The organism is Streptomyces sp. NPDC055099, assembly GCF_053607685.1.
This window is the reverse complement of record NZ_JBSGUA010000009.1, coordinates 186,803-201,074: the sequence shown is the minus strand read 5'-3', so window position 1 is coordinate 201,074 and position 14,272 is coordinate 186,803. Positions and strand designations below refer to the sequence as shown.

Annotated in this window: 16 protein-coding genes; 9 read left to right on the top strand and 7 right to left on the bottom strand. The window is 69.6% G+C overall.

Annotation, left to right across the window (positions count from 1 at the left end; all coding sequences use genetic code 11):
* The first annotated feature begins 65 nt into the window (after positions 1-65).
* Positions 66-986 carry a sigma-70 family RNA polymerase sigma factor gene (locus tag ACWFRU_RS23110; protein WP_453689770.1) on the top strand — a complete coding sequence of 307 codons (921 nt, stop codon included), beginning with the start codon at positions 66-68 and terminating at the stop codon, positions 984-986.
* A gap of 22 nt (positions 987-1,008) precedes the next feature.
* Here the strand turns inward: ACWFRU_RS23110 and ACWFRU_RS23105 are convergent, their stop codons facing one another.
* Positions 1,009-3,030, bottom strand: a complete 2,022-nt coding sequence (locus tag ACWFRU_RS23105; protein ID WP_453689768.1) for a GTP-binding protein — start codon at positions 3,028-3,030, stop codon at positions 1,009-1,011.
* 174 nt (positions 3,031-3,204) lie between these two features.
* Between ACWFRU_RS23105 and ACWFRU_RS23100 the strand changes: the two genes are divergently transcribed.
* Together ACWFRU_RS23100 and ACWFRU_RS23095 are read left to right on the top strand one after the other, a co-directional pair.
* Positions 3,205-3,873, top strand: coding sequence for a LysE family translocator (locus ACWFRU_RS23100; RefSeq protein WP_453689766.1), 669 nt, complete (start codon positions 3,205-3,207; stop codon positions 3,871-3,873).
* A 32-nt stretch (positions 3,874-3,905) separates the two neighbouring features.
* Positions 3,906-4,199 carry a DUF3303 family protein gene (locus ACWFRU_RS23095; protein ID WP_453689764.1) on the top strand — a complete coding sequence of 98 codons (294 nt, stop codon included), beginning with the start codon at positions 3,906-3,908 and terminating at the stop codon, positions 4,197-4,199.
* A gap of 75 nt (positions 4,200-4,274) precedes the next feature.
* Here the strand turns inward: ACWFRU_RS23095 and sodN are convergent, their stop codons facing one another.
* On the bottom strand, positions 4,275-4,670 hold the full coding sequence (sodN, locus tag ACWFRU_RS23090; RefSeq protein ID WP_160507177.1) for a superoxide dismutase, Ni: 396 nt from the start codon (positions 4,668-4,670) through the stop codon (positions 4,275-4,277).
* A 144-nt stretch (positions 4,671-4,814) separates the two neighbouring features.
* Here sodN and sodX point away from each other — a divergent pair, with 144 nt between their 5' ends.
* A complete protein-coding gene (sodX, locus tag ACWFRU_RS23085) occupies positions 4,815-5,255 on the top strand; it encodes a nickel-type superoxide dismutase maturation protease (RefSeq protein ID WP_453689762.1) in 441 nt (146 codons plus the stop codon).
* On the opposite strand, the gene ACWFRU_RS23080 is transcribed toward sodX, so the two are convergent.
* The gene (locus ACWFRU_RS23080; protein ID WP_453689761.1) at positions 5,159-5,788 is read right to left on the bottom strand and encodes a CGNR zinc finger domain-containing protein; all 630 of its coding nucleotides are present in this window, start codon (positions 5,786-5,788) and stop codon (positions 5,159-5,161) included. The genes sodX and ACWFRU_RS23080 overlap by 97 nt on opposite strands.
* Positions 5,789-5,892: 104 nt before the next feature.
* Here ACWFRU_RS23080 and ACWFRU_RS23075 point away from each other — a divergent pair, with 104 nt between their 5' ends.
* Positions 5,893-6,654 (top strand): class I SAM-dependent methyltransferase, encoded by a 762-nt coding sequence (locus tag ACWFRU_RS23075; protein ID WP_453689759.1) that lies wholly within the window; start codon positions 5,893-5,895, stop codon positions 6,652-6,654.
* A gap of 62 nt (positions 6,655-6,716) precedes the next feature.
* Here ACWFRU_RS23075 and ACWFRU_RS23070 read toward each other — a convergent pair whose 3' ends face one another.
* From ACWFRU_RS23070 to ACWFRU_RS23060, 3 genes are read right to left on the bottom strand one after another with little or no spacing between them, the layout of a single operon-like run.
* Positions 6,717-7,469 carry an amino acid ABC transporter ATP-binding protein gene (locus ACWFRU_RS23070; RefSeq protein ID WP_453689991.1) on the bottom strand — a complete coding sequence of 251 codons (753 nt, stop codon included), beginning with the start codon at positions 7,467-7,469 and terminating at the stop codon, positions 6,717-6,719.
* Positions 7,470-7,480: 11 nt separating this feature from the next.
* Positions 7,481-8,419 (bottom strand): amino acid ABC transporter permease, encoded by a 939-nt coding sequence (locus ACWFRU_RS23065; protein WP_453689757.1) that lies wholly within the window; start codon positions 8,417-8,419, stop codon positions 7,481-7,483.
* Positions 8,420-8,455: 36 nt separating this feature from the next.
* Entirely contained in the window at positions 8,456-9,418 is a 963-nt protein-coding gene (locus ACWFRU_RS23060; RefSeq protein WP_453689755.1) for an ABC transporter substrate-binding protein, read from the bottom strand.
* Positions 9,419-9,957: 539 nt separating this feature from the next.
* Between ACWFRU_RS23060 and ACWFRU_RS23055 the strand changes: the two genes are divergently transcribed.
* The 4 genes from ACWFRU_RS23055 to ACWFRU_RS23040 all read left to right on the top strand — a co-directional run bounded on the left by ACWFRU_RS23055 (position 9,958) and on the right by ACWFRU_RS23040 (position 13,138).
* Positions 9,958-11,172, top strand: coding sequence for an NAD(P)-dependent malic enzyme (locus ACWFRU_RS23055; RefSeq protein WP_363209222.1), 1,215 nt, complete (start codon positions 9,958-9,960; stop codon positions 11,170-11,172).
* Positions 11,173-11,302: 130 nt separating this feature from the next.
* Positions 11,303-12,268 carry a zinc-binding dehydrogenase gene (locus ACWFRU_RS23050; RefSeq protein ID WP_453689752.1) on the top strand — a complete coding sequence of 322 codons (966 nt, stop codon included), beginning with the start codon at positions 11,303-11,305 and terminating at the stop codon, positions 12,266-12,268.
* A 55-nt stretch (positions 12,269-12,323) separates the two neighbouring features.
* Positions 12,324-12,533 (top strand): helix-turn-helix domain-containing protein, encoded by a 210-nt coding sequence (locus ACWFRU_RS23045; protein WP_361833496.1) that lies wholly within the window; start codon positions 12,324-12,326, stop codon positions 12,531-12,533.
* The gene (locus ACWFRU_RS23040; RefSeq protein WP_453689750.1) at positions 12,533-13,138 is read left to right on the top strand and encodes a Clp protease N-terminal domain-containing protein; all 606 of its coding nucleotides are present in this window, start codon (positions 12,533-12,535) and stop codon (positions 13,136-13,138) included. The genes ACWFRU_RS23045 and ACWFRU_RS23040 overlap by 1 nt, the downstream gene beginning before the upstream one ends.
* 27 nt (positions 13,139-13,165) lie before the next feature.
* Here the strand turns inward: ACWFRU_RS23040 and ACWFRU_RS23035 are convergent, their stop codons facing one another.
* Positions 13,166-14,272 (bottom strand): helix-turn-helix transcriptional regulator, encoded by a 1,107-nt coding sequence (locus ACWFRU_RS23035; RefSeq protein WP_453689748.1) that lies wholly within the window; start codon positions 14,270-14,272, stop codon positions 13,166-13,168.

Sequence of the window (14,272 nt, the reverse complement as noted above, 5' to 3'; positions counted from 1 at the left end):
CTCCTTCAAGTGCGCGTGCACGGTGCGTCATTGCTCTGACGTACCGCGAAGGGGGAATGTGACGGATGGACCAGGACGAAGCAGCAGCAGTAGATCAGGGCGAGGCGCTGGCGGTCCGTTTCGAGGAGCACCGGCCGCATCTGAAGGCGGTCGCCTATCGCATGCTCGGTTCGCTCGGCGAGACCGATGACGCGGTCCAGGAGGCCTGGATCCGGCTCAGCCGCTCCGACATCAGCGGGGTGTCGAACCTGGGGGGCTGGCTGACCACCGTCGTCGGCCGGATCTGCCTCGACATGCTGCGTACGCGGCAGTCGCGGCGCGAGGAATCCCTGCCGGTGTCGCTCGACACCCATGTGCCGGACCCGGTGGTGAGCTGGGGAGACGTGGCCGACCCCGAGCAGGAGGTGCTGCTCGCCGACTCGGTCGGTCTCGCGCTGCTCGTCGTCCTGGAGACGCTGGCCCCCGCCGAACGCCTCGCCTTCGTGCTGCACGACATGTTCGCCGTGCCCTTCGACGAGGTCGCCCCGATCGTGGAGCGCACCCCGGCCGCGACCCGCCAGCTGGCGAGCCGGGCCCGCCGCCGGGTGCAGGGCTCGGCGCCCACTCCCGACAACGATCCCGTGCGTCAGCGCGAGGTCGTCGGCGCCTTCCTCGCGGCGGCGCGGGGCGGCGACTTCGACGCGCTGCTCGAACTGCTCGACCCGGACGTGGTGTTGCGGGCCGACACCGGCGAACTGGCCTCCGGGCTCTCGAAGCTGGTTCGGGGCGCGTCGGCGGTGGCGGGGCAGGCGGCGATGTTCTCGAAGGCGGCGCCGACCACCGAGATCGCGCTCGTCAACGGCCGCTACGGCATGGTCGGGGTGCCGGACGGCGAGGTCGTCTCCGTCATGGAGTTCACGATCGCCGGCGGCAGGATCGTCGAGCTCAACATCCTCGTCGACCCCGCTCGCGTACGTGCCCTGGGCCTGCCCGCGTTCCGGCGCTGACCCGGGGCCGGGTCCTGGCGCGTCAGCGCCGGACACCCGTCACCTCCCGGAGGTACTCCTTGCGGCAGAGCGGGTTGCGGTCGGTCCGCGGCCGGTCCGGGGTCTCGCCCCGGACCGGCTGGTACCGCTCGAAGGCCGACTCCAGCTCGCCCTCGCCGCGCGTCAGCGAGGGCAGCAGCTGCTCAAGTTCGTGCACGCGGGCCGCCGGGATGTCGCCCTCGACCACGTACGAGGCTCCGCGCGCCGTCTGGGTGTGCGGGACCGCGCGGAGCCGCGAGAGCGCGGGCAGGAGCAGCCCGAACACGTCCTCGGGGACGGTGAGCCGGAACCGGTGCAGCGGCTCGTGGACCTCGGTGCCCGCCCGCCGCAGCGCGCTCAGGAGGACCAGCGGGGTGAGCTGCCGGAAGTCTCCGGCCGTGCTCGACATGCTCTTGTCGAAGGTGCCGTGCGCGTGGCTCTGGCGTGGCCAGTACCCGGAGTGCGTCATGGTGACGACGCAGTCGTCGACCTCCCACCCGTGGACTCCCTGGTGCAGGGCCTCCCGCACGGACTCCTCGACGGCGCGGAAGAAGGCGTACGGCATCGAACCGAGCTCGACCTCCAGGCGGAACTCCACGCCGGAACCGGGCGGGCCCGGATCGACGCGCAGGCCGACGGTGGCGAGGAAGGGGTTGTCGTCCTTGTCGATGATCTCGAAGGCCGACCCGCTGCCCCTCACGCGCTCCACGCAGATGGTGGTGGTCTCGCGGAACGTGACGTCGACGCCGTACTCGTCGAGGAGGGTCGCCTGGATGACCTCCTTCTGGACCTCGCCGTAGAGCGACACGTGAACCTCTTGGCGCAGATCGTCCTGCCGCAGGTCGATCAGCGGGTCCTGCTCGGCGAGCTGGGCGAGCGCGAGGTGCAGCGCGCCCCTGTCGCCGGGCCGTGCGGGCACGACGACGGTCTCCAGGGTGGGCGGCGAGAAGAAGTGCTGCCCCTCGCCGCCCCTTCCCGCGTGCGGTACGCCGATGACATCGCCGATCCGGATGTCGCCGAGCCCCCACAGCTTCCCGATCTGCCCCGCGGACACCCCCTCGCGCGGGGTGGCCGACCCGCGGTCGAAGACGCTCACCGCGGTGACCTTGCCCTCGCGCCCGTCGCCGAACGGCAGCCGGTCCCGGGCACGGATCGTCCCCGCGAACATCCGTACGTACGCGACCTTCTCCCCGGCGTCCCCGCGCTCGACCTTGAAGACGGTGCCGGACGCGGGGTCGCCGGCGAGCGGGGCGCCGTCCTCGGAGGGCAGCAACTCACGGATTCCCGCGATGAGTTCACCGACGCCCGCGCCGGTGGCGGCCGAACCGAAGAACACCGGGTGCACGAGCGCCTTCTTGGTCTGCGTGCCGAGTTCGGCGCGGAGCCGCCGGCCCGAGAGCCCGTCCCCGTCCTCGACGTACGCGGCGAGCAGGGCGTCGTCGTGCGCGGCGAGTACGTCGACGAGGCGGGCGGTGAAGGAGGGATCGCCGTCGTCGAACGGCACGAAGGCCGCGTCGCGCCCGCCGAGGCCGCCAGGCGCCCCCATGGGCACGATGTCCGGGGCGAGCCGCTCGGAGATCTCGCGGAGCAACTCCTCGTGGCGCGCGCCGCGTCGGTCGATCTTGTTCACGAAGACGAGCGTGGGGATGCGCAGCCGCCGCAGCGTCCGCATGAGCACGCGCGTCTGCGCCTGGACGCCTTCGACGGCGGAGACGACGAGCACGGCACCGTCGAGCACGCTCAGGACCCGCTCCACCTCGGCGATGAAGTCCGGGTGACCGGGGGTGTCGATGAGGTTGACGGTGACGTCGTCGACGGCGAAGGAGACGACGGCGGACTTGATCGTGATGCCGCGCTGCCGCTCCAGGGCCAGTGAATCGGTCTGGGTGTTCCCCGCATCGACGCGACCGATCTCGTCGATGACACCGGCGGCGTGCAGCAGCCGCTCGGTCAGGCTGGTCTTGCCGGCGTCAACATGCGCCAGGATTCCCAGGTTCAGGGTGTTGCACGTGCTCGACGTATGCACTGAGTGTCATGTCCTCTGGGTTGATGGCAATTCCCTTCTGGCTGGACATGAACGAACGGCGCATTGCGTCTCCTTGACGGGTCTAGGCGTACGCAGAGTGCAGCAGGGGCAGACCGCCGCGGCAACTGATTTATCCGACGGCGCGCCACCGGGGCCGCCGACTAGCCTCCTGTCATGCTCACCGCCGCACTCGCGTTCGCGGGCGTCGCCGCGATCATCAACATCACGCCCGGCCTGGACACCCTCCTGGTCCTGCGCACCTCCGTGGCCCACGGCAGGGTCGGCGGTCTGGCCGCCGCGCTCGGCATCCTCACCGGCTGCCTGGCCTGGGGCGTGGCGACGGCGATCGGCCTGACGGCGCTCCTCACGACGTCCCGGTTCGCGTACGACGCCCTGCGCATCGGGGGCGCCGTCTATCTGGCGTGGCTGGGGGGAACGGCGCTGTGGCGGTCCCGCCGCCGGGTGCGGGAGCAGGAGCCGGAGCGGGAGCAGGAGCCGGAGCGGGAGGAAGCGGCGCGGGCCGAGCCGCCCTCGCCCCGGGACCGCTGGGCGGCCTTCCGTGCCGGGCTCGGCACGAACCTGCTCAATCCCAAGGCCGGGCTCTTCTACATGAGCCTGATCCCGCAGTTCATCCCGGAAGGTGCCCCCGTCTTCGGCGCGACGCTGCTGCTCACGGCGATCGACCTGGTGGAGCTCGCGCTCTGGTACTGGATCGTCACCTACGCGGCATCCGCACTCGGCGAGCGCATCCGGCGTCCGTCGTTCCGGCGCCGCCTGGAGCAGTTCAGCGGGGTGGCGTTCCTCGGCTTCGCGGTGAATCTGGCGCTGCACGACCGGGCCTGATGCGAGATTCTGGGAGGGAGGAAGTGAGTGCCATGAGAGTCATGCTGAGAGCACGTCTGGACACGCAGATCTCGAACGAGGCGATCAAGAACGGCACGCTGCCGAAGCTGATGCAGTCGGTGACGGAGCAGATCAAACCGGAGGCGGCGTACTTCGGCCCCAGTGAGGGCGGGCGGGCCGCCACCTTCGTCTTCGACATGCAGGACAGCTCGCAGATGCCGTCCATCGCGGAGCCGTTCTTCCTGGAGCTCGGCGCCGAGATCGAGATCTACCCCGTGATGAACGCGGAGGACCTGCGCAAAGGTCTCGCGTCGCTACAGGGCTGAGGCAACGCGAAAGCACCCGGCTCCGCGCGGATGCCGGGTGCTTTCGCGTGCGCTCTCGAAGAGCCGACCGGTGGGTCAGGCCTTCTTGGTCTCCCAGAAGATCTTGTCGATCTGGGCGATGTAGTCCAGCGCCTTCTGGCCCGTGGCCGGGTCCGACGAGCCCTTGGCGGCCGAGAGGGCCTTCAGGGTGTCGTTCACCAGCTGGTGCAGCTCCGGGTACTTCTCGAAGTGCGGGGGCTTGAAGTAGTCGCTCCAGAGCACCGACACGTGGTGCTTGGCGAGCTCCGCGCGCTGCTCCTTGATGCCGATGGCGCGCGTCTGGAACTGCGCGTCGTCGTTGGCGGCCATCTTCTCCTGGACGGCCTTGACCGACTCCGCCTCGATGCGGGCCTGGGCCGGGTCGTACACGCCGCAGGGGAGGTCGCAGTGGGCGCTGACCTTTACCTTGGGGGCAAACAGGCGGGAAAGCATGCAGCGGTCCTTCCTCGTGATCGTCTTCTCAGGTGGGACATTACTCCGTGAGAGACGGCTTTTCGCGAGTGCCCCCATGGGCTTAGGACAAAAGTCCGGGGTCAGACTGGGACTGGTGGAGGATCGGACCGGGGAGGTGCGGGGATGCCGGAGCTGTCGCAGGAGAGCGAACGCAGAAGGGCCGTGTTGCCGTGGGGCGCGGCCGAGGTGACCGGCCCTTCGATGGTGCCCACGCTGTACCACGGGGACCGTTTGGTGGTGCAGTGGGGCGCACGGGTCCGAGCGGGTGACGTGGTGGTGCTCCGCCATCCGTTCCAGCAGGACCTGTTGGTCGTCAAGCGGGCCGCCGAGCGGCGCGAGGGCGGCTGGTGGGTCCTCGGGGACAACACGTACGCGGGAGGGGACAGCACGGACTACGGCACGGTGCCCGAGGAACTCGTCCTGGGGAAGGTGTGGTTCCGCTACCGCCCGCCCCGGTTCGGCTCCGGTCAGCGCTCGCCGTTCACCCTGCTGCGCTGGGCCGTGTCGGCCGCGCGCCCCGTGCTGGCCGACCGCTCCGTCTCCAGACGCTTGCGGGCGCGGTAGGCGGCGACATTCGCGCGGGTCGCGCAGCGGTCCGAGCAGTAGCGCCGGGAGCGGTTCGTCGACGTGTCGAGATAGGCGTTGCGGCACGGCGCTGCCTCGCACAGTCCCAGGCGGTCCACTCCGTGCTCGGTGAGGTGGAAGGCCAGGCCCATCGCGGCGATCGCCGCGTAGCCGGACGTCGCGTTCGACGGGTGGTCGGCCAGGTGCATGTGCCACAGCGGGTTGCCGTCGTCGTCGCGATGGTCGTGGCCCGAGATCTGCGGGCTGACCGGGAACTCCATGAGCAGTGAGTTCAGCAGGTCGACCGCGAGGGTCTCGTCCCCGCCGTCGGCCGCCTCGAAGACCGCCCGGAGCCTGGCCCGCACCGAGCGGAAGCGGGTGACATCGGAGTCCGTGGCGCGCCGAGCCGCCTGCGCGTTGCCTCCGAACAGTTCGCGGACCGCCTCCACCGTCGTCAGCGTGTCCTTGTTGCGACCCGGCTCCTCGCTGTTGACCAGACGTACGGCGTAGTCCGAGTAATAGGCCAGTTCCACTTGTAGTCCTTACCGGGGCGGGCTATCTTCGTCAGGTGCGTGAGTAACGGTTGCGCGTGCTTCTAGGGTATTACGAGAGCGTATTACGTACGGGAGGGCTTCTCATGACGGAAACGGTGTCCACGGCCGACTGGCGCGCCTGGCAGGACAGCTGGGACCGGCAGCAGGAGTGGTATCTGCCCGACCGCGAGGAGCGGTTCAGGGTCATGCTGGACATGGTCGAGGCCGTGGTCGGCACCACACCGCGCGTCCTCGACCTCGCGTGCGGTACGGGGAGTATTACGGACCGGCTGCTCAAGAGGTTCCCGAACGCGGTCAGCACGGGCGTCGACCTCGACCCCGCGCTCCTGGCCATCGCCGAGGGCACCTTCGCCGGGGACGACCGCGTCACGTTCGTGACCGCCGACCTCAAGGACCCGGAGTGGACGGCCCAGCTCCCGTACGACTCGTACGACGCCGTCCTCACCGCCACCGCCCTGCACTGGCTGCACAGCGAGCCCCTCACCGCGCTCTACGGCCAGCTCGCGGGACTTGTCAGGGACGGCGGCGTCTTCCTGAACGCCGACCACATGCCCGACCCCGCCACGCCCCGCCTGAACGACGCCGACCGGGCCCAGCGGCACGCCCGCATGGACCGGGCCAAGGCCGAGGGCGCCCTGGACTGGCGTGACTGGTGGGACCTCGCCGCCAAGGACCCGGTGCTCGCGGGCCCCACCGCCAAGCGCTTCGAGATCTACGGCGAGCACGCGGACGGCGACACCCCCTCGCCCGAGTGGCACGCGCGGACACTGCGCGACGCGGGCTTCGGCGAGGCGCGGACCGTGTGGGCATCACCCTCGGACGCGATGGTCCTCGGCCTCAAGTAGCGGGAAAACGAAGGGGCGGTACGGATCGACGATCCGTACCGCCCCTTCGGCGTGCGTACGCGTTACAGGACCTTCGACAGGAAGGACTGCGTCCGCTCGTGCTGCGGGTTGGTCAGGACGTCGCGCGGGTTGCCGGACTCGACCACGACGCCCTCGTCCATGAAGACGAGGCTGTCGCCGACCTCGCGCGCGAAGCCCATCTCGTGCGTGACGACGACCATCGTCATGCCGGACTCCGCGAGGTCGCGCATGACGTCGAGGACGTCACCGACGAGCTCCGGGTCGAGCGCCGACGTCGGCTCGTCGAAGAGCATCAGCTTCGGCTCCATCGCGAGCGCGCGGGCGATGGCCACACGCTGCTGCTGGCCGCCCGAGAGCTGCGAGGGGTAGTTCTTCGCCTTGTCGGCGAGGCCGACGCGCTCCAGCAGCGACCCGGCGCGCTCCCGCGCCGCCGCCTTCGTCTCGCCCTTGACCTGGACCGGCGCCTCCATGACGTTCTCGAGGGCCGTCATGTGCGGGAAGAGGTTGAAGCGCTGGAAGACCATGCCGATGTCCCGGCGCTTGAGGGCGACTTCGCTGTCCTTGAGCTCGTACAGCTTGTCTCCCTTCTGCCGGTAGCCGACCAGTTCGCCGTCGACGTAGAGTCGGCCGGCGTTGATCTTCTCCAGGTGGTTGATGCAGCGCAGGAAGGTCGACTTGCCGGAGCCGGACGGGCCGATGAGGCAGAAGACCTCACCCGACTTGACCTCCAGGTCGATGCCCTTGAGGACCTCGACGTGGCCGAAGGACTTGTGGACGCCCTCGGACTTCACCATGGCGGTGGTCATCAGCGCACACCTCCCGCGCGGTTGCCGAGCGACAACATGTTGGCCTTGATCTTCTGGAACGGGGTGTCCGGCAGGGAGCGCGACGAACCGCGTGCGTAGTAACGCTCCAGGTAGTACTGACCGACGCTGAGGATCGACGTCATGATCAGGTACCAGCACGCGGCGAGCAGCAGGGTCTCCACCGTCGCGCCGGACGAGGTGCCGATGTCCTGGGCGTACCGCAGGAGCTCGTAGTACTGGACCGCCGCGACCAGCGACGTCGTCTTCAGCATGTTGATGACTTCGTTGCCCGTCGGCGGCACGACCACGCGCATCGCCTGCGGGAGCACGACCCGGCGCAGCGTCTTGCCGTGGCTCATGCCGAGCGCGTGCGAGGCCTCGGTCTGGCCCTCGTCGACCGAGAGCAGACCGGCACGGCAGATCTCCGCCATGTACGCGGCCTCGTTGAGACCGAGGCCCAGCAGCGCCGTCAGGAACGGCGTCATGAAGTCCGACCACTCGTCCTTGTAGACGGGGCCGAGGTTCACGTAGTCGAAGACGAAGCCGAGGTTGAACCAGACGAAGAGCTGGACCAGGACCGGCGTACCGCGGAAGAACCAGATGTAGAACCAGGCGATCGAGGAGGTCACCGGGTTCCTCGACATCCGCATCACCGAGAGGATGACGCCGCCGACCACGCCGATGAGCATCGACAGGGCGGTCAGGATCAGGGTCTCGCGGACGCCCTTGAGGATGCGGTCGTCGAAGAAGTTCTCGGGGATCGCGTTCCAGTTGATGTCGCCCTGGGAGAACGCGTAGACGATCGCGGCGAGCGCCGCGATGGCGACGACGGCGGCGACGTACCGGCCGTAGTGCCGGACCGGGATGGCCTTGATGGCCTCAGGGCGGGAGGACGGGGGTGTGTCCTCCGGCCCCTTCTTGGAGATGTCGGTTGTCACGGGAGTGGCCTTTCAGCGGCGAGACGTTTTACGCGGTCACTTGCCGCCGTTGATCTGGGCTTCCTTGACCGCGCCGTCCTCGACGCCCCACTTCGAGATGATCTTGTCGTACTCGCCGTTCTTGATGATCGCGTCGAGCGCGGCCTTGATCGCGTCACGCAGCTCGGGGTTCTTCTTGGAGATCGCGATGCCGTACGGAGCGGCCTCGACCTGCTCGCCGACCAGCTCGAAGTCCTTGCCGCCGCCCGAGGTCTTCACCGCGTACGCGGCGACCGGGAAGTCGGACGAGCCCGCGTCCGCGCCGCCGGAGCGCAGCCGGGTCTGGGCCTGCTGGTCGTTGTCGAAGGACTCGATGGTGATCTTCTTGCCGCTCTTGCACTTCTTCGACTCGGCCTTGGCCAGGTCGTGCGAGACGGTGCCGCGCTGGACGACGATCTTCTTGCCGCAGAGGTCGCTCCAGGTCTTGATGCCCTGGTCGTCGCCCTTCTTGGTGTAGATCGAGACACCGGCCGTGAAGTAGTCGACGAAGTCGACGCCGTCGCCGATCTTCTTGCCGGTCTCCTCGTCGACGCCTTCCTGGCGGTTCTTGGTGTCGGTCATGGCCGACATCGCGAGGTCGTAGCGCTTGGAGCGCAGACCGCCGAGCAGCGTGTCGAAGGTGCCGTTGTCGAACTGGAACTCCACCCCGAGCTGCTTGCCGAGGGCGGCGCCGAGGTCGGGGTCGATGCCGACGGTCTTGCCGGACTTGTCCTTGAACTCGACGGGCGGGTACGCGATGTCCGAACCGACCTTGATGACACCCGCGTCACGGATGTCCTTGGGGAGCTTGTCGGCGAGCGGCGCGTTGCTCACCTTCTCGCCGCCCTCGTCCTTGCTCTTGGTCTGGTCACCGCAGCCGGTCAGCAGCAGCGCGCCGGCGACCGCGATCGCGCCGACCGTGGCCATCCGGGACTTCGCGGACTTACCGGCGGTGGAACGACAAATGGAGCGTGCGGTCATGAGGGTCCTCCGGCGGATGAGGGAGTTGCCGAGCGGTCGTGCACACACCTTCGGGTGTCGCGACCTCGTGTGATGACGGCATCTTGCCATTCGGACCGTCCGATTCTGGGTGCCAGAGATGTCAAAATCGGATAACGGGTCGCCCGGTAACCCAGACAGGCCGGGACAACAGGGCCGTACCGGTCGGGAACGAAGTACCGCCATCTGAGATCTTCCGTGAATCTCGGGTGAATCTCGCGATGTGGACCGGTGACGGGCTCGCGACGAAAAACCGGGCATCCGCCCGTCTCCCGTTGTTGTCGGGCCACTACAACGGTCAAGGGCACCTCAGGTAACCAATCCCACTCGCCCAGGCCGAGCACCGTCAGGTAGAAAGGTGCGTTACACCCCTCATCCGGGGCCCAGAGCGCGTGTGCGGCGCGCTCGCGTGTCTGTACCTCCCTCCGCCGACAGGCGGGGAACAGGCGCGGTGCCCGCCCACTTCTCAACCAGGAGTGGACACCCTCAACTGATGATTTAAGACTTAAGGGGTAAGACAAGTGGCAGCGGAGATCGTCAATCCTCGCAGCGACAGCAATACGGGTCACGAAGGCGCTGAAGAGCCCTTCGATCCGGCGTTCGCGCTGCACCGTGGCGGCAAGATGGCCGTGCAGGCCACCGTGCCCGTGCGGGACAAGGACGACCTGTCCCTGGCGTACACGCCCGGCGTCGCGAAAGTGTGCACCGCGATCGCCGAGCAGCCGGAGCTGGTGAACGACTACACATGGAAGTCGAACGTCGTGGCCGTGGTCACCGACGGCACGGCCGTGCTCGGCCTCGGTGACATCGGCCCCGAGGCCTCCCTCCCCGTGATGGAGGGCAAGGCCATTCTTTTCAAGCAGTTCGGCGGCGTGGACGCGGTCCCGATCGCGCTCGCGACCACGGACGCGGACGAGATCGTCGAGACCGTGGTGCGGCTCGCGCCGTCCTTCGGAGGCGTCAACCTCGAGGACATCTCGGCCCCGCGCTGCTTCGAGATCGAGCGCAAGCTCCAGGAGCGGCTCGACATTCCGGTCTTCCACGACGACCAGCACGGCACGGCGGTCGTGACGCTCGCCGCGCTGCGGAACGCGGCACGGCTCACCGGGCGCACGCTCGGTGAGCTGCGTGCCGTGATCTCCGGTGCCGGTGCGGCCGGGGTCGCCATCGCCAAGTTCCTCCTCGAGGCGGGCCTCGGCGATGTGGCGGTCGCGGACCGCAAGGGCGTCGTGAGCCGGGACCGGGACGACCTCACCCCGGTCAAGCGTGAGCTCGCGGAGATCACCAACAAGGCCGGGCTCAGCGGTTCGCTGGAGAGCGCCCTCGCGGGTGCGGACGTGTTCATCGGCGTCTCGGGCGGCACCGTCCCCGAGCCCGCGGTCGCCTCCATGGCACCGAACTCGTTCGTGTTCGCCATGGCCAACCCGAACCCCGAGGTGCACCCCGACATCGCCCACAAGTACGCGGCCGTCGTCGCGACCGGGCGTTCGGACTACCCGAACCAGATCAACAACGTGCTCGCCTTCCCCGGCATCTTCGCGGGCGCGCTGCAGGTGCGGGCCTCGCGCATCACCGAGACGATGAAGATCGCCGCCGCTGAGGCACTGGCCGGCGTGGTGGGCGACGAGCTGTCCGCCGACTACGTGATCCCCTCGCCGTTCGACGAGAGGGTCGCTCCGGCGGTCACCGCGGCCGTCGCCGCTGCCGCGCGGGCCGAGGGCGTGGCTCGCCGCTGACCGGTGCGCCGCACGGTGTGACCCGCGCCCCCGTCTCGTACGCACGTGTTGCGTACGGGGCGGGGGCGCGGCGCGTGTCACAGTCGTGCGAGGTTACGTGCGGGTAGGCCGCACGCCTATCGTCTGCCACATGTTCGCTGCCTACGCCGCCCGCATCGACCGTGACCAGCCGCTCAACGGACTCGAGTTGGGGGAGCGTCCCGCCCCCGACCCCAGGCCCGGCTGGTCGACCGTTAACGTCCGGGCCGCCTCTCTCAACCACCACGACCTGTGGTCCCTGCGCGGGGTCGGGCTCACCGATGCCAGGCTGCCGATGATCCTCGGCTGTGACGCCGCGGGCATCGACGAGCACGGCAACGAGGTCGTCCTGCACTCCGTCATCGGCCAGACCGGCCATGGGGTGGGTCCCGCGGAGACCCGCTCCATCCTGACCGAGAAGTACCAGGGGACGTTCGCCGAGCAGGTCGCCGTCCCCACGTGGAATCTGCTGCCCAAGCCGAAGGAACTGTCGTTCGCCGAGGCGGCCTGCCTGCCGACCGCGTGGCTCACCGCGTACCGCATGCTCTTCACCAACGCCGGGGTGCGGCCCGGGGATTCGGTACTCGTCCAGGGCGCCGGTGGCGGTGTCGCGACGGCCGCGATCGTGCTCGGCAAGGCGGCGGGGCTGCGGGTCTTCGCCACGAGCCGCGACGAGGCCAAGCGGAAGCGGGCCCTGGAACTGGGCGCGGTGGAGGCCGTCGAGTCCGGCGCCCGCCTGCCGCAGCGGGTGGACGCCGTCATCGAGACGGTGGGGGCGGCGACCTGGTCGCACTCCGTCAAGTCCCTCAAGCCGGGCGGCACTCTGGTGATCTCGGGGGCGACCAGCGGTGACCGGCCCTCGCACGCGGAGCTGACCCGTGTCTTCTTCCTGGAGTTGAAGATCGTCGGTTCGACGATGGGGTCCAAGGACGAACTGGAGGACCTGCTGTCCTTCTGCGCGGCCACGGGCGTGCGTCCCGTCATCGACGAGGTGCTGCCGCTCGACCGGGCGCGCGAGGGCTTCGAGCGTCTGCAGTCCGGCGACCTCTTCGGGAAGATCGTGCTCGAAGCCGGCTGAGCCCGGATGTCAACATTGGTTGACAATGTCTCCCTGTCAACGTAAGTTGACGTGCATGACCGAAGCTACGGATCTCGCCGAGCGTGCGGGTGACCGTGACCCACGCGTCGGACTGCGGGCCGTCTCCGCGCTGCGGAGGCTGGTGGAGCAGTTGGAGGCCGTGCAGGTGCGCAGTGCGCGCCGGCAGGGCTGGTCGTGGCAGGGGATCGCCGCGGAGCTCGGAGTGAGCAGGCAGGCCGTGCACAAGAAGTACGGGAGGCAGTGATGTTCGAGCGGTTCACGAAGGACGCCCGCGCCGTCGTCAAGGGCGCGGTCGAGCATGCCGAGGGGGAGGGCGCCGCCTCCGTCGACGACGGGCACATGCTCCTCGCGCTGCTGGACCGCGAGGCGAGCCGGGCGTCCTTCGCCCTGGCCTCGCTCGGGGCCACGCGCCGCCGCGACTCGATCGAGGGCGCCCTGGGCGAGGCACGGCGCCGCGGGGGCCTCTCGCAGGCCGACACGGAGGCACTGGCGGGACTCGGCATCGACGTGTCCGAGATCGTCTCCCGGGTCGAAGAGACCCATGGCGCCGGTGCGTTGGCGGGCGGACGCGGGGCCGGGCGCTCCGGCCGGAGCTGGAGCGGGCACCGGCCGTTCACCCGCGAGGCCAAGGACACCCTGGTGAAGTCCCTGCGCATGGCCACCGCCCGCAGGGACCGGCAGATCGGCGACGAGCACATCCTGTTCGCCCTGACCGTCCGCCCCGGCATGGTCAGCGAGGTGCTCGCGGACCATGGCGTGACCCATGAGTCGGTGGAGCGGGTGCTGTACGGCTCCGGCAATGGCCCTGGCTCCGGTAGTGGCCCCGCCTCCGGCTCCGGCCCCGTGTAGGCGGCCGGTGGCCTCGGCGTCCCCGGGTCAGCCCTTCGGGGCGCGCAGTGTCGCGGCGATGTGGGCCGCCGCCGCCGACAAGTGACGGCGGGCGTCGCGCAGTTGGTCCTCCGTCACGCCGTGGTCCCTGGCGGCGTCGCGGATGTCGTCACGGAAGCGGTCCAGGAGGCGGTCCAGGTCCCGTGACGGGTTGCCGGTGGTGTCCTCCTGGGCCCACTCCGGGACGTACTCCGTGGGGACCCCGTCCTCCGGGGCGGCGGTGAACTTGGGCTCCTCGGCGGTGGAGCGCGGCTCCTTGCGGCCGAAGTCGCCGAAGTCCTTGCCCAGGTCCTTTCCGATGTCCTTGCCGAAGTCGCCGAACTCCTTCGCCAGTTCGGTCAGGCCCTCGCGGACCCCGGTCGGCCAGTCACCCCGGGTGAAGTGGTCCTGCACCTGGTCCTGGACGCGCCGCGCGATGCGCTGCACCTCCTCCTGAACCTGGGCGCGCGCCTTCTCCTGCGCGTCCTGGGCCTGGCGGCGGGCGCGCTGGGCGTCCTCGCGTGCCCTGCGGGTCTCGTCCTTCGCCCGCCGGGCCTGCTCCTTCCACTCCGTCCTGGCGCGCTTGAACTCCTCCTTGGCCTGGCGCCAGCCCTCCTTGTCGCCCCAGGAGCCGTCGAAGAAGTCCGAGGGATCGGGGAAGGGCCTGCCGGAGCCCGAGCCGGCGCCGGAGCCCGCCCCGCTCTTGCCCTCGGCCGCGCCGCCGGACGCGCGCGCCTCCTTGGCCGCCTCCCGCATCTCCCGGCGGAGCTCACCGGCCGCGCCCCGCACACCGTCCCGGATCTCCGCGGCGAGCTCGGCGACGGAGTCACGGATCTCCAGCTCCAGGTCGGCCAGCTCACCGCTGCGGTCGGCCAGTTCGGCGCGGCCCGCGTCCGTGATGGCGTACACCTTCCGGCCGCCTTCCGTGGTGTGGGTGACCAGGCCCTCGGCCTCCAGCTTCGCCAGGCGCGGGTACACCGTGCCCGCCGAAGGCGCGTACAGCCCCTGGAAGCGCTCCTCCAGGAGGCGGATCACCTCATAGCCGTGGCGCGGCGCCTCGTCCAGGAGCTTCAGCAGATACAGGCGCAGTCGGCCATGGGCGAACACGGGGGCCAT